General features: G+C 67.1%; 12 protein-coding genes. 4 read left to right on the top strand and 8 right to left on the bottom strand.

The annotated features are described in order from the left end of the window. The first annotated feature begins 67 nt into the window (after positions 1-67). Positions 68-2,878, top strand: a complete 2,811-nt coding sequence (locus H609_RS0107290; RefSeq protein ID WP_018877016.1) for a 2-oxoglutarate dehydrogenase E1 component — start codon at positions 68-70, stop codon at positions 2,876-2,878. A gap of 35 nt (positions 2,879-2,913) precedes the next feature. Continuing rightward, the gene (odhB, locus tag H609_RS0107295) at positions 2,914-4,263 is read left to right on the top strand and encodes a 2-oxoglutarate dehydrogenase complex dihydrolipoyllysine-residue succinyltransferase (RefSeq protein WP_018877017.1); all 1,350 of its coding nucleotides are present in this window, start codon (positions 2,914-2,916) and stop codon (positions 4,261-4,263) included. A gap of 143 nt (positions 4,264-4,406) precedes the next feature. Here the strand turns inward: odhB and H609_RS0107300 are convergent, their stop codons facing one another. From H609_RS0107300 to H609_RS0107330, 7 genes are all read right to left on the bottom strand, one after another. Continuing rightward, a complete protein-coding gene (locus tag H609_RS0107300) occupies positions 4,407-5,234 on the bottom strand; it encodes a PhnD/SsuA/transferrin family substrate-binding protein (protein WP_028484659.1) in 828 nt (275 codons plus the stop codon). Further along, the gene (locus H609_RS0107305; RefSeq protein ID WP_018877019.1) at positions 5,231-6,571 is read right to left on the bottom strand and encodes a diguanylate cyclase; all 1,341 of its coding nucleotides are present in this window, start codon (positions 6,569-6,571) and stop codon (positions 5,231-5,233) included. Before H609_RS0107305 ends, H609_RS0107300 begins: the two co-directional genes overlap by 4 nt. A gap of 159 nt (positions 6,572-6,730) precedes the next feature. Then, positions 6,731-8,419: a ubiquinone biosynthesis regulatory protein kinase UbiB gene (ubiB, locus tag H609_RS0107310; RefSeq protein WP_028484660.1), complete on the bottom strand. Its 1,689-nt coding sequence runs from the start codon at positions 8,417-8,419 to the stop codon at positions 6,731-6,733. Then, positions 8,419-9,039: an SCP2 domain-containing protein gene (locus H609_RS0107315; protein ID WP_028484661.1), complete on the bottom strand. Its 621-nt coding sequence runs from the start codon at positions 9,037-9,039 to the stop codon at positions 8,419-8,421. The genes ubiB and H609_RS0107315 overlap by 1 nt, the downstream gene beginning before the upstream one ends. Before the next feature lie 7 nt (positions 9,040-9,046). Next, positions 9,047-9,796 (bottom strand): bifunctional demethylmenaquinone methyltransferase/2-methoxy-6-polyprenyl-1,4-benzoquinol methylase UbiE, encoded by a 750-nt coding sequence (ubiE, locus tag H609_RS0107320; RefSeq protein ID WP_018867569.1) that lies wholly within the window; start codon positions 9,794-9,796, stop codon positions 9,047-9,049. A gap of 13 nt (positions 9,797-9,809) precedes the next feature. After that, on the bottom strand, positions 9,810-10,175 hold the full coding sequence (locus H609_RS0107325) for a gamma-butyrobetaine hydroxylase-like domain-containing protein (RefSeq protein ID WP_018867570.1): 366 nt from the start codon (positions 10,173-10,175) through the stop codon (positions 9,810-9,812). Between the two features lie 186 nt (positions 10,176-10,361). Continuing rightward, the gene (locus tag H609_RS0107330) at positions 10,362-11,267 is read right to left on the bottom strand and encodes a DMT family transporter (RefSeq protein WP_018878216.1); all 906 of its coding nucleotides are present in this window, start codon (positions 11,265-11,267) and stop codon (positions 10,362-10,364) included. A gap of 308 nt (positions 11,268-11,575) precedes the next feature. On the opposite strand from H609_RS0107330, the gene H609_RS0107335 reads away from it, so the two are divergent. Then, a complete protein-coding gene (locus H609_RS0107335; RefSeq protein WP_018867572.1) occupies positions 11,576-12,709 on the top strand; it encodes an acyl-CoA desaturase in 1,134 nt (377 codons plus the stop codon). Between the two features lie 42 nt (positions 12,710-12,751). Here the strand turns inward: H609_RS0107335 and H609_RS0107340 are convergent, their stop codons facing one another. After that, positions 12,752-13,060, bottom strand: a complete 309-nt coding sequence (locus H609_RS0107340; protein WP_018867573.1) for a response regulator transcription factor — start codon at positions 13,058-13,060, stop codon at positions 12,752-12,754. Between the two features lie 191 nt (positions 13,061-13,251). On the opposite strand from H609_RS0107340, the gene H609_RS0107345 reads away from it, so the two are divergent. Continuing rightward, on the top strand, positions 13,252-13,599 hold the full coding sequence (locus tag H609_RS0107345) for a DUF3024 domain-containing protein (protein ID WP_018880930.1): 348 nt from the start codon (positions 13,252-13,254) through the stop codon (positions 13,597-13,599). Positions 13,600-13,605 lie beyond the last annotated feature (6 nt).

A 13,605-nucleotide genomic window follows, 5' to 3' on the forward strand; every position in this document is an offset into this window, starting at 1 on the left:
CCTGCAAGGAACCTCGCCCGCCGACGGAGTCACAAGGGTAGTCGCATCAGGAATGGGAAGACCGCGAATGAACGAGATGCCATCCCGGCACCGGCTGGACAGCCCCGTCTCCGGCCAGGAACTGCACCCCGACAATCTGGCCTTTGCCGAGGGTCTGCTGGAGCGCTACCGCGAGGACCCCGATTCGGTCCCGCCCGCCTGGGCCGACTATTTTCGCTCGCTGGAAGGTGTGTCGCGGCCGGAACGCCGCCGGCGTTCGACCGACCGTCCGGACCTGGCGCACGAACAACTGCAGATCCGGGTGCTGCAGTTCATCAACGCCTACCGCTATCTCGGGCACTTCGGCGCCCGCCTCGACCCGCTGGAACGCGAGTCCCCCGAGCCGCCGCGCGAGCTGAGCCGCGAGCATCACGGGCTGGACCAGGTCGGCCCGGACATCACCTTCGATCCGGGTTCCCTGTTTATCGAGGGGCGCGTCTCGCTCGATACCATCGAGCGGGTCCTGAAGGAGACCTACTGCGCCAGTATCGGCGCGGAATACATGCACCTGATGGCCACCGACGAGAAGCGCTGGCTGCAGGAACGCCTGGAGTCCGCGCATGGCCGGTTCGGCTTCGACGACGAGACGCGCCTGGCCATCCTCGAGCGTCTCACCGCGGCCGAGGGCCTGGAGCGCTACCTGCACCGGCGCTATGTCGGACAGAAGCGTTTCTCGCTGGAGGGCGCGGAGAGCCTGATCCCGCTGCTGAATGCCCTGGTCCAGCGTGGCGGCGCGCGCGGGCTGCACGAACTCGTGGTCGGCATGGCCCATCGCGGGCGCCTGAACGTGCTGGTCAACCTGTTCGGCAAGTCGCCGGAGGAACTGGCCAACGAATTCGAGGGCCGGCCGCGTGACGATCGCGGTACCGGGGACGTGAAGTACCACATGGGATTCTCGTCGGATCTGGATACGCCGGGCGGGCCGGTTCACCTGGCGCTCGCCTTCAATCCGTCGCATCTGGAGATCGTCACCCCGGTAGTCGAGGGCTCAGTGCGCGCGCGCCAGGTCCGCGTTGGCGATCGCAAGGGCAACCGCGTGATGCCGGTGGTGATCCATGGCGATGCCGCGTTCGCCGGGCAGGGCGTGGTCATGGAGACCTTGAACATGTCCCAGACCCGGGGGTTCTCCACCAAGGGCACCGTGCACGTGGTGGTGAACAACCAGATCGGGTTCACGACATCGACCCTGAAAGACGCACGTTCGACCCATTACGCGACCGATGTGGCCAAGATGGTGAATGCACCCATCCTGCACGTGAACGGCGACGACCCCGAGGCCGTGGTGTTTGTCACCCAGATCGCGCTGGACTACCGCATGCGCTTCGGCAAGGACGTGGTGATCGACCTGGTCTGCTATCGCCGCCAGGGGCACAACGAAGCCGACGAACCGGCCGCCACTCAGCCGCGCATGTACCACCGCATCCGCGAGCTGCCGACCACCCGCGAGCGCTACGCCACGCGCCTGATCCGCGACGGCCTGACCACCGAAGAGGCCCAGGATCAGGCCCTGGAGGACTACCGCGGCCGGCTGGATGCCGGACAGCCGGTGGCACTGTCGCTGCTGCGCGAGCGCAATGGCCATACCGGGTCTTCGACCAACTGGGGCCCCTACGTGAACCAGACCTGGGACCAGGACGTGGAGACCGGTGCGCCCGCCGAGCGTCTGGCGCGCACCCTGGAGCAGCTGTCCACGCCGCCGGAGGGCTTTCGCCCGAACGACCGCGTGCAGAAGATCCTGGAGGCCCGCGTCGCCATGGCGCGGGGCGAACAGCCGCTCGACTGGGGCGCGGCCGAGACTCTGGCCTATGGGGCGCTGATCCAGGATGGCTACCGCATCCGTCTGTCCGGACAGGACTCCAGCCGGGGCACCTTCTTCCACCGCCATGCGGTGCTGCACGACCAGGAGACCGGGAAGGCCATCGTGCCGCTGCGGCGTCTGGACCCGGACCATCCGCGCTTCCTGGTAATCGACTCGCTGCTCTCCGAGGAGGGCGTGCTGGCCTTCGAATATGGTTACGCCACCGCCGCCCCGGAGGCCCTGGTGATCTGGGAGGCGCAGTTCGGCGACTTCGTGAACGGCGCCCAGGTGGTAATCGACCAGTTCATCTCCTCCGGGGAGCAGAAATGGGGCCGCCTGTCCGGTCTGACCCTGCTGCTGCCGCACGGCTACGAGGGGCAGGGTCCGGAACACTCCTCGGCGCGCCCGGAGCGCTTCCTGCAGCTCGCGGCACAGGAGAATATGCAGGTCTGCGTGCCGACCACGCCAGCGCAGATGTTCCACCTGCTGCGCCGCCAGATGCTGCGCCCCTACCGCAAGCCACTCGTCGTGATGACGCCCAAGAGCCTGCTGCGACACAAGGACGCAGTCTCCGACCTCGATGCCCTGGCCAGCGGCCAGTACCAGACGGTCATCGACGACGCCGGCATCGACGACCCGAACCGGGTGAAGCGCGTCCTGCTCACCAGCGGCCGCATCTTCTACGACCTGGCCGCCCGCCAGGCCGAGGGCGAGCACGCGGACACGGCCATCCTGCGCCTGGAACAGTGCTACCCCTTCCCCGAGGCACGCCTGACCGAGCTGCTGGGCCGCTACCCGGAGGCGGACGAGTTCGTCTGGGTCCAGGACGAGCCGGAGAACCAGGGGTATCTGGAGTTCGTCGCGCCGCGCATCAACCCGCTGCTGGCGGTACGCGGCCAGACCCTGCACGCGGTGGCGCGGCCCCCGGCTGCGGCCCCTGCCGTCGGCTACCCCGAGGTGCACAAGGCCCAGCTGAAGGATCTGCTCGAACGTGCGTTCGGGCCCATCAGCTCGCGGGACACGCCGCACCCGACGCCCTGAATCTTCGAAACTGACGTACAGCACAAGGAAGCGAGATGGCAACCGATCGCACCCCGATCCAGGTCCCGGAACTCCCCGAATCGGTCGCCGACGCGACCGTGATCGCCCTGCACAAAAAGGCCGGGGACCCCGTCAAGCGCGATGAACTCATTGCCGAGCTGGAGACCGACAAGGTGGTCCTCGAGGTGTCGGCGCCTGGCCCCGGCACCCTGGTGGAGCTGTCCGCCAGCGAGGGCGACGTGGTCAAGGCCGATGCCGTGCTGGGCTATCTGGGGCCGGCCGAGGCCGCGCCAAAGGATGAGGAAGACGAGTCCGGTGACGAACCGGAGCCGGCGAAGACCGCGGCTCAGGGGCAGACTGCCGAGCCCGCCCCGGCTGCCGACGCACAGGAGGAGCGCGCCGACGCGCAGCCCGCTGCCGAGTCCGCAGCGTCCGGTACGGGCGCGGATGATGCCGGCAGTGCGCCGCCGCCCTCTCCCTCCGTTCGGCGCTTGTTGCAGGAGGCCGGGCTCAGTGCCGGGGAGGTCGAGGGCACTGGGGAAGATGGGCGCATCCAGCGCGAGGATGTGGAGCGCGTTCGTGACCAGCGGGCCGCGGGTTCCGGGACCCGTACGGGTGCGCAGGCGGAAGACTCCGGTTCGGCCGCCCGCACGGCGCAACGCCCGACCGAGCCGACGGACCGTGCCGAACGCATCGAGCGCGTGCCCATGACGCGGCTGCGTGCGCGCATCGCCGAGCGCCTGCTGGAGGCCAAGCAATCCACCGCGATGCTGACCACCTTCAACGAGATCGACATGTCCGCGGCGATGGCCCTGCGCGGGCGCTACAAGGAGACCTTCGAGAAGCGCCATTCCATCAAGCTCGGCTTCATGGGCCTGTTCGTGGCCGCGGCCACGCGGGCGCTGGAGCGCTTCCCGGTGATCAATGCCGCGCTGGACGGCGAGGAGATTGTCTACCATCACTACAGCGACATCGGGATCGCGGTGTCGTCACCGCGCGGGCTGGTCGTACCGGTGCTGCGCGATACCGGCAACGCCAGCGTCGCCGACATCGAGCGCCGCATCCGCGACTTCGCCGAGCGTGCCCGCGACGGCAAGCTGGATATCGACGAGCTGCGCGGGGGCACCTTCACCATCACCAACGGCGGTGTGTTTGGCTCGCTGTTCTCGACGCCCATCCTGAACCCGCCGCAAAGCGCGATCCTGGGCATGCACGCGATCAAGGAGCGCCCCGTTGCGGTGGACGGCGAGGTGGTGATCCGGCCGATGATGTACGTAGCTCTATCCTACGATCACCGTCTGGTGGATGGCGCCGATGCGGTGCAGTTCCTGGTCGCCATCAAGGACGCCATCGAGGACCCGGCGCGCCTGCTCCTCGACGTCTGACCCCGGGCGCCGGACCGCTCCCCGTAGGAGGCCAGCCCTCTGGCCGATAGGGGCTCTGGCGAATGGGGCGTCGGGCAGGCCCCTATCGGCCAGAGGGCTGGCCTCCTACAGTTGCGGGGACCGAAGGTGGCGAAGGTCCGCCGTCAGTCGAACGGCGCGATCAGTTCGCGCACCACATCGTAGTCGGCATCGCGAACCGGGGCGAAGCCGTTGTAGTTCTCGTCCAGCGCGCGCAGGGCCGGGCCCGAGGCCGGGTCGTCCGGGTTCGCCGCCAGCAGGGTGTCGCGGACGCGCTCCCGCAGGTCCGGGTCCAGCCCGGCGCGGGCGGCAATGACGTACGGTGGCAGATAGGGCGAGGCGTGCAGGATGCGAATGCCTTCGCCTTCCCAGCGGTAGGCAGCGGTGTCCTTCAGGATGCCGGCATCGAAATCGCCACTGATGACCCCGCGCACAATGTTGTCGTAATGCCCGAGGAAGTGGTACTCCCCGAGTTCGCTGAGTTCAACCCCGGAGTCGACCACCGCGGCCCGCTGCAGCAGGGCGGCCTCGTCGCCGAAGGCGAAACGCTTGCCGGCCAGTTCCTCGGGGGTCTGCAAGGGGCTGTCCTCCGCGACCACGATCATCAGGCGGAAACTGTCCTCGCCCTTGGTGATGGTGCGCGCCAGGGGTACGGCGTCCCCGCGCTGATTCGCCCGGATATACGCGACCGGGGTGAGGTAGGCGATGTCCGAACGCCCCTCCGCGATCTCGCGGATCGCGTCGGGCATGCTGGACGACAGGCGCAGGGTCACGTCCCGCTCCAGGGTTTCCGCCAGATATTCGGTGAACGGCTCCAGGCGCGCCATCATCTGCGCCGGGATGTCCATGGCCACCGACCCGAACACCAGTGGTTCATTTGCGTCCGCGGCGCCCGCGGATGCGGTCAGTGCCAGCAGACCGCCGAGCAGCATTCCCTGGAACCGTTTGTTCATGACTCGTCTCCCTCGAAGTTGACTGACAGCGGGTCTTCATGGATCAGTGTGGTGTAGTTGGTCACGCGGTTGCGTCCGCGCCGCTTGCTGGAGTACATCGCCTGATCGGCCGCGCGGCAAAGGGCTCTGGAGGAGGTGACACCCTCCTCCAGCGAGAGCGTCGCGATGCCGATACTGACGGTCACATGCAACTGCTGGCCACCATCCTCCGTGGGCACTTCCATCGCCTCGACGGTGCGCCGCAGCTTCTCCGCGGTCCGTTGCGCGCCACGCGCATCGCAGCGGCGCAGGAACACGGCGAATTCCTCGCCGCCCATGCGGCATGTGGTGTCGGTATCCCGGCACTGCTCGCGAATGAGCCCGGCGAACGCCTTGAGGATGCGATCCCCGGTGTCATGGCCCCAGGTGTCGTTAATGGCCTTGAAGTTATCCAGGTCCAGGATGAGCAGACTGGCCGGATCGCCGTGGCGGCGGAACAGGGCGATGTCCTGTTCCATCGCCTCCTGGAAGGCCCGGCGGTTGCCCAGGCCGGTCAGCGGATCCGTGCGGGTCAAGGCCTCCAGCTCGGCATTGGAGGATTCCAGCTCCTTTTGCTGCTGGATCAGCCGTTCGTAGGCCTCCCGCAGTTCACGGTCGGCCGACTCCACCCGCCCCCGCAGTTGTTCGTTGGCGGCGTTGAGTTGGGCGCGCATCTGGTTGAACCGGGCCGCCAGGTCCCCGATCTCGTCATTGGAGTGCACCTCGATGTCACGCACGATCACGCCGTTGCGGTCGACGTTCGACTCCAGGGCGCGCGACACGCGGGTCAGCGGGGCGATGATGATCCAGGACAGGGCGGCGAACTCGCCCAGCGCGATCAGCGCGATCACGGCCACCTCGCGGCGGATCAGGGAGGCCTTTTGCTGTTCCAGCTGGGCCAGGATGGGCTCGATGCTGAGTTCGATCTCGAGGTGCCCGACGGCTCGTCCGTCCAGTTCGATGGGTCGGTCGAACGCCACGCGTTCGAGCTCCATGCGTTCGGGATGCTGCGCCTCCGCCATGGTGTTGCCGCGATCGCTGAAGACGCGCGCATGCACCACGCCGCCCGATTCGACGAACTGGTCCAGCAGCAACTGGATGGTGTGGTAGTCGTAGCCCACCACGCTGAAGGAAAGCGACCGGGCCAGGGAGTCGGCGGTCTCGCCGCCGCGGCGATCGGTTTCGCTGAGGACGTTCTGCTCGACATCGCGCAGGACCAGATAGCCGCTGATCGAAAGCGCGGTCAGCAGCACGGTCAGCAGGACCAGCACCACCTTCTGGCGAATCCCGAGTCGGAAAAGGCGGCGCCTGCGGGCCATGCGGTCCTCTTGTTCGATGGACTGGGGGCGCCCCGGCGTCCTTGCGGGGAGTCTGTAGCTTAAAAAGGCATCCCGCCGGGAACAAACAGGGTTTGTTAATACAGCAGCCGCGCGCCGCTCAGCGGTCGGATTCGATCGTCGGGCGGGGCTTTGTAGGGGTCAGGCGTTCACGTCTCGGCGCCGCCGCCGCGGACCGGGGCGCAAACCGAGCAGGAGCACGCCGGCACCGGCGAAGGCGAGCGGCCAGGTCGGCCAGGGCAGTCCCAGCCAGCTGGCCACCTCCAGTTGCGTAGCCAGGCCGGCCAGCGCCAGCAACGCGACCCCGGCCCAGCCCTCGTTGCGTCGTCGGGACTGTCGTCTCAGTCCGTCTTCCAGCTCGAGGATCTGGCGGCGCAGTGCGGCGTCGCGCTCGGCGCACTGCTCCTCCACCGTCAACGCCTTCTCCAGATGCATCGGGATCTCCGGCAGATGGGCCAGCAAGCGCGGCAGGTGCTGCTGGGCGTTGCGGATGAACGCGCGCACGCCCATGCGTTCGTGCATCCACTTCTCGATGAATGGCTTGGCGGTGGTCCACAGGTCCAGCTGTGGATAGAGCTGGCGGCCCAGGCCCTCGATGTTCAGCAGGGTCTTCTGCAGCAGCACCAGTTGCGGCTGGACCTCCATGTTGAAGCGCCGCGCAGTCTGGAACAGGCGCAGCAGGACCTGGCCGAACGAGATCTCGTCCAGCGGGCGCTGGAAAATCGGCTCGCAGACGGTGCGGATGGCCGCCTCGAATTCGTCCACGCGGGTGTCCTTCGGCACCCAGCCGGACTCCACGTGCAACTCCGCCACCCGGCGGTAGTCACGATTGAAGAACGCGTGGAAGTTCTCCGCCAGATAGCGCTGGTCGGAATCCAGAAGCGAACCGACGATGCCGAAGTCCACCGCCAGGTAGGTGGGATCGTCCGGGTGGGTGGCATCGACGAAGATGTTGCCCGGGTGCATGTCGGCGTGGAAGAAGTTGTGCTGAAACACCTGGGTGAAGAAGATCTCCACCCCGCGCTCGGCCAGCAGCTTCAGATCCACGTTCCGCTCGCGCAGCGCGGCGATGTCGGCCACCGGGATGCCGCCGATGCGCTCCATCACCAGCACGCTGCGGCGCGTGTAGTCCCAGATGATCTCCGGGATGTACAGCAGGTGGCTGTCCTCGAAGTTGCGGTGGATCGCGGCGGCGTTCGCACCCTCGCGGATCAGGTCCAGCTCGTCGGTGACGGTCTTTTCGTATTCGTCCACCACCTCGCGCGGGCGCAGGCGTTTGGCCTCGGACCAGTAGCGATCGGCCAGGTCCGCGATCAGGTGCATCACCTCGAGATCCGCGCGGATGGTCTTGAGGATGCCAGGGCGCACGACCTTGACCACGACCTCGCGCCCGTCCTGCAGCGTGGCCGCGTGCACCTGGGCGATGGAGGCCGAGGCGATCGGGGTGTCCTCGAAGGTGGCGAAGGCGATCTCGATCGGACGCTCCAGCTCGGACTCGATCAGGGCGCGCGCCTGCTCGAACGGGAACGGGGGTACGCGGTCCTGAAGCCGGGCCAGCTCCACCGCGATGTCGTCCGGCAGCAGGTCGCGCCGGGTGGACAGCATCTGCCCGAACTTGATGAAGATCGGCCCCAGGTCCTCCAGCGCGCGGCGGATACGCTCGCCGCGCGTGCCTTCGGTACGGCGAAACCAGTTCCAGGGCGCGAGGTAGAGCAGGAAGCTGAGCGGGCGCAGCGGCTTCAGCGTAAACAGGATGACGTCGAGGCGATAGCGCACCAGGACCCGCGCAATGGTCCACAGCCGCAGGCCCCGGTACAGCGCGCGGCGCATCAGGACTGCCGGTCGTCAGGTGCGGAGGGCTGTGCCTCCAGACGGCGCAGCCGGGCATCAAGGCGGGCGACCCCGTCACGCAGGTCGGCGACGTCCTCGGCAAAGGCCTCGAAGGCCCCGCCGGCCGGCAGCCACTCGAGCTCGTCGCGCAGATAGTCGGCGGTATCCTCGGCGGAGCGGCGGCCGAGGTGGCGCAGGCTGCCGCGGGCCTGATCGAGCAGGTGGCGCAGCGGTCCGGCGGCCCCGGCGCCGGCAAAGCGCTCGAACAGCCCCTCCCAGTCGATTCCGGAATCCCGCAGCGCATGCTGCAGATCGGAGAGCACGGTGGCGTCACCGGTGATGGTCAGCCCGGAACGGTCGTCGCGGCCCAGCGCCGCGGCCAGCGACAGGGGCGAGCCCGCCAGCTGCACATCCACCGGCTCCTCGACACCGCCGATGACCTGCAGTCGGTCGGCAGCCCCGACCAGCGAAAGGGCCAGCCCCGGGGGCTCGATCACGATGGCGATTGCGCGCCCGGCCAGGCGCGCCCGGTCCTTCTCCGGCGCGCTCGCCAGGTGTTCGTTCAGCGTGGCCTCGATCAGGGCCGTGAACGGACTGGGCAGAGCGAAGGGTTCGGCCATGAAAACGTTACAGTTTTGTGCCGCGATGCAGCGCGACGATGCCGCCGGTCAGGTTGTCGTACTCGACCCGTTCCAGCCCGGCGTCGCGCATCATCCCGGCCAGGGTCTCCTGATCCGGGTGCATGCGGATGGACTCCGCCAGGTAGCGGTAGCTGTCCGCATCGTTGGCGACCAGTTTGCCCATCAGCGGCAGCATCTTGAACGAATAGACATCGTAGAGCGGGCGCAGCGGCGCCATCGGCTGCGAGAACTCCAGCACCAGCACGCGCCCGCCCGGCTTGATCACCCGGCGCATCTCGGCCAGTGCGCGTTCCTTGCGGGTCACGTTGCGCAGGCCGAAGGCGATGGTTACGCGGTCGAAGTAGTCATCCGGATAGGGCAACTGTTCGGCGTCCGCCTGCACGAAGTCGAGGTTGCCCACATGGCCCTCGTCCAGCATGCGGTCGCGCCCGGCCTCCAGCATCGAGGCATTGATGTCGCAGACCACGATCTGCCCCTTCGGCCCGACACGTGGGGCAAAGGCCCCGGCCAGGTCCCCCGTGCCCCCGGCCAGGTCGAGGATCTTCATGCCCGGGCGCACCCCGGTGCGCTCCAGGGTGTAGCGCTTCCAGATGCGATGGATGCCCATCGACATCAGGTCGTTCATCACGTCGTAGCGCGATGCGACCGAATGGAAGACCTCGCCGACCCGCGAGGCCTTCTCGGACTCGGGTACGGTCTGGTAGCCGAAGTGGGTCTTGCCGGGTTCTTCTTTCATCAAGCTGCCGTTGTCAGTGCGTCTTGCGCTCGTGGCCGGCCTCTTTCAGCCGATCCAGATAATCCTGCCACAGACTTTCCTGCTCCGTGCCGAGCTTGTGCAGATAGTCCCAGTCGTAGATGCCGGTGTCGTGACCATCGGAGAACACCAGCTTCACCGCGTAGTTGCCGACCGGCTCGATCGCGGTGATGTTCACGTCCTCCTTGTCCACCTGCAGCACCTCCTGGCCCGGCCCGTGCCCGCGCACCTCGGCCGAGGGCGAGTACACGCGCAGGAACTCGCAGGGCAGCTCGAAATGCGACCCGTCGGAGTAGGTCAACTCCAGGATGCGCGACTTCTGATGCAGCTGGATATCGGTGGGTCGGTGCGTACTGCTCATGCAGCCTCCAGAATCCTCGGTCCGGGCGAGCCCGGAAAGATCGTGCGTGACCGCCCGCAGCGGCCACCATCAACAGGCTGCGAGGATACCAGCCCTGCAGACCGGCGTGGCATCTCCCCGCGCATCAAAGGCCTGCCGCCCGGCAGGAGGGATCGCGCGGGCGATCCGGAACTCCGTGCGACAACGCTACTCGGCGTCGCGGCCCCGCTCGGGGACCGGGGGCGGCGTGGCGCGGGAGGACACGCTGAGGGCGGTGACGGTGACCAGGATCAGGGCCATGCCGATGATCTGAACCAGTGCCAGGCTTTCGTGCAGGATCACCACGCCGAACAGCGTGGCGGTAACCGGTTCGATCATCGCGACGATCGAGGCAACGGCGGGGGCCGTAGTCCGCAGGCCATTGATGTAGAACGCGAACGACAGCCCGGCACCGAAGATGCCGAGGGCCAGGAACAGCGGCCAGTCGGAGGTGCTCAGGACCTCCACCATCTGGGTATTGTCGCCCGGCAGCATCAGCAGGATGACCAGCACACCGAAGGCAATCGTCAGGATCGCCTGCGGGCTGCCGTGCTGCCCGGCGTATTTGAAGCCGAAGATGAAGATCGCGTAGGACAGGCCCGCCAGCAGGCCGGCACCGGCGCCGATCAGGGTCACATTGCCCGCTCCGGTGTCGTAGATCTGGGTCAGCAGCACGATGCCGACCATGACCATCGCGATGGCCACCAGCTTGAGCGTGGTCGGGGATTCCAGCCGCAGGGCGAAGGAGATGATGTAGACGAACACCGGGGCGCAGTACATCAACGTGGCGGCGACCGCCACACTGCCATGCGCGATGCTGAGGAAGTAGAACGCGAAGTTGCCGGCCACGCCCAGCCCGGCCACGGCCGACCAGAACCACATCTTGCCGCTGCCCAGCCCGCTGCCACCGGGACGCCAGGCGAGCCAGATCAGCACGAACAGCAGGCCGATGGCACCGCGGTAGAACGAGACCACGAAGGCGTCCCAGCCCTCGGCCATCAGGATGCCGCCGATCCCGCCGGACAACCCCCAGAAGAAAGCCGCCAGCACCACGAGTCCAACACCGAGGCCCATCAATCACTCCCTTTGATCGCTGGATGTAACGGGCCGTAGTCGGTGACTCGACGTGGCCAGCAATGGCGGGTATTCGGCCACGGGAGCGACCGGGCCGGCCTTCGAAACAAGCGTCACATCTTACAGGGAGGCCCGACACGGTTGGAAAGACCCGGCGCCGAACGTCGGCTCCGGTGGAATGCCCCGCATCCGACCGGTCGCTGGGGCCGGCCTTCCGGCACAAGGGCATTTTTTGCGCCCGCAGTGGTCTCATACAGTATGAATGGACGAGCACCCTCGCTCGCCCCGATCGTCAGCAGGTCTCCCCGATGTCCGAACGCTCCCCTCCGATTGCCTGGACCCCGGCAGTTTTCTTCGTACTGACCAACCTGGCCGCCGTCACGCTGGTGCCGTGGTGGTGGTTCACCCAGGGTTTCAGCGGCGCGGCCTGGCTGTTCTTCGGGCTGTTCCTGGTGCTGAGCGGGCTGGGCGTCACGGTCGGTTATCACCGGCTGTGGGCGCACCGCACCCTCAAGGCGCGTGGGCCTCTGCGCGTTCTGCTGGCACTGAGTGGCGCCCTGGCGCTGCAGAACAGCATCTACAACTGGGGCGCGCGGCATCGCGTGCATCATCGCTACGTGGATGACGTGGACCGCGATCCGCATTCGATCAAGCGCGGTTTCTGGCACGCCCACATGGGCTGGATGCTGCGCAACTGGCCCACCAGCGAGCCCGACTATTCGCGCGTGAAGGACCTGGCGAAGGACCCGGTGGTAATGTGGCAGCACCGTCATTACTGGACGCTCGCATGGGGGCTGAACCTGGGCCTGCCGCTGCTGCTGGGGCTGGCGTTCGGCGATGTGGTCGGCATGCTGCTGCTGGCCGGCGTGCTGCGCCTGGTGCTCAGCCACCACTTCACGTTCTTCATAAACTCCCTGGCGCACTGGTGGGGCCGGCGCCCCTACAGCGACGAGAACACCGCCGTGGACAACGGCCTGGTCGCCCTGCTCACCTGGGGCGAGGGGTACCACAACTTCCACCACGCCTTTCAGGCGGACTACCGCAACGGGGTGCGCTGGTGGCAGTACGACCCCTCGAAATGGCTGATCAACCTTTTTGCCTGGACGGGACTGGTGTATGACCGGCGCTGGACGCCGCGATTCAAGATCCTGCGCGCGCGGCTGCACACCGAGTTTCGCCGGCTGCTCAACGCCGACACAGCGGGCGCAATCCACGACAACTGGCGCGCGACCCTGGAGCGCGAGTACCAGCGCTTCCGTGAAATCGTGAACCAGTGGCAGGAGGTCCACGCGCGCAACATGCGGGCCGGTCGCGAGGTCCTGAACGACCGCTGGCTGCGCACGGAACTGCACACCCAGTTCAAGGAGCTGGAGTATCGCCTCAAGATGCAGCGCCGCCGCCTGCGCGCTCTGTCCGCCTCACGCCGTACCGCCTCTGCATGAGCGCGGGCGCCGGATGACGCGGCCGAACGCCTTCCGGTTCAATCAGCACCCCAGCTTGGAAGCAACCCGATCGGCCACCTTGCCGCGGACCACGACCTCGTCGGCGCCCGCCTGGCGCGCGGCCTTGAGCATGGCCCCTTCCACGTGCGGGCCAAAGGCCAGGATCGTTGCGTCCGGGTAGCGCTCGCGCCAGCTCGATACCGCTTCCACGCCACGGCTGCCGAGATCGACCACCACCAGGTCAGGCGCCTCCGGTGTCTGGCTGGAGGTGACCACGGCGCCGGCCGAACGCCAGCGCGACTCCAGCCGTACGCGGGTCATCAGATCCGGGGTGTCGAGATTAATCTGCATGAGGTCTCCCGAGGGGGTCGGCTGGTGGAAGGGGTCGCGCTTTACGGAGACTTGGCCGGACACGGGCAGCCTTGCCCGTAGGATCGCTTCAGCGCTGTCTCGTGGCACACACTCTAAACTATCGGGATCGTCACTTTGCCGACCCCGACTAGCCAGCGATTGGCCCCGACAGCAACGGAGAACGGATACATATGGCCCTGAGCGAATTCGAGCGCAAGCGGATTGAAAAAGGGATGGAGGGGTTCATGGAAAGGCGCCGACCACCCGCCCATGTTCGAGACCGTCTGGACCTTGTCTGGCGTCTCGAAGGCCAAAGCGTGGTGCTGTACGAAGTGCGCCCGCTGATGGATGCTCCCACAAGGGTCATGGAACACCCGGTGTTCAAGGCCACGTTCGTGCGCAAATCGGGCCGTTGGAAACTCTATTGGCAACGGGCAGACCTGAAGTGGCACGGCTACGACCCACACCCGGAACTGGCCTCGCTGGAGGATGTGCTGAGTGTGGTGGAGAAAGACGAGTACGCCTGCTTTTTCGGATAGGGGAAC

The sequence above is a fragment of the Thioalkalivibrio sp. ALE17 genome, from assembly GCF_000425605.1.
In the GTDB taxonomy this organism is placed as follows: Bacteria; Pseudomonadota; Gammaproteobacteria; order Ectothiorhodospirales; family Ectothiorhodospiraceae; genus Thioalkalivibrio.

What these genes read in the sequence shown, in the direction of transcription:
- H609_RS0107325 (WP_018867570.1), bottom strand. Translation starts at nt 10,175, where the DNA reads ATGAGCAGTACGCACCGACCCACCGATATCCAGCTGCATCAGAAGTCG.
- H609_RS0107340 (WP_018867573.1), bottom strand. Translation starts at nt 13,060, where the DNA reads ATGCAGATTAATCTCGACACCCCGGATCTGATGACCCGCGTACGGCTG.
- H609_RS0107300 (WP_028484659.1), bottom strand. Translation starts at nt 5,234, where the DNA reads ATGAACAAACGGTTCCAGGGAATGCTGCTCGGCGGTCTGCTGGCACTG.
- ubiB (WP_028484660.1), bottom strand. Translation starts at nt 8,419, where the DNA reads ATGCGCCGCGCGCTGTACCGGGGCCTGCGGCTGTGGACCATTGCGCGG.
- H609_RS0107315 (WP_028484661.1), bottom strand. Translation starts at nt 9,039, where the DNA reads ATGGCCGAACCCTTCGCTCTGCCCAGTCCGTTCACGGCCCTGATCGAG.
- H609_RS0107345 (WP_018880930.1), top strand. Translation starts at nt 13,252, where the DNA reads ATGGCCCTGAGCGAATTCGAGCGCAAGCGGATTGAAAAAGGGATGGAG.
- H609_RS0107290 (WP_018877016.1), top strand. Translation starts at nt 68, where the DNA reads ATGAACGAGATGCCATCCCGGCACCGGCTGGACAGCCCCGTCTCCGGC.
- odhB (WP_018877017.1), top strand. Translation starts at nt 2,914, where the DNA reads ATGGCAACCGATCGCACCCCGATCCAGGTCCCGGAACTCCCCGAATCG.
- H609_RS0107335 (WP_018867572.1), top strand. Translation starts at nt 11,576, where the DNA reads ATGTCCGAACGCTCCCCTCCGATTGCCTGGACCCCGGCAGTTTTCTTC.
- ubiE (WP_018867569.1), bottom strand. Translation starts at nt 9,796, where the DNA reads ATGAAAGAAGAACCCGGCAAGACCCACTTCGGCTACCAGACCGTACCC.
- H609_RS0107305 (WP_018877019.1), bottom strand. Translation starts at nt 6,571, where the DNA reads ATGGCCCGCAGGCGCCGCCTTTTCCGACTCGGGATTCGCCAGAAGGTG.
- H609_RS0107330 (WP_018878216.1), bottom strand. Translation starts at nt 11,267, where the DNA reads ATGGGCCTCGGTGTTGGACTCGTGGTGCTGGCGGCTTTCTTCTGGGGG.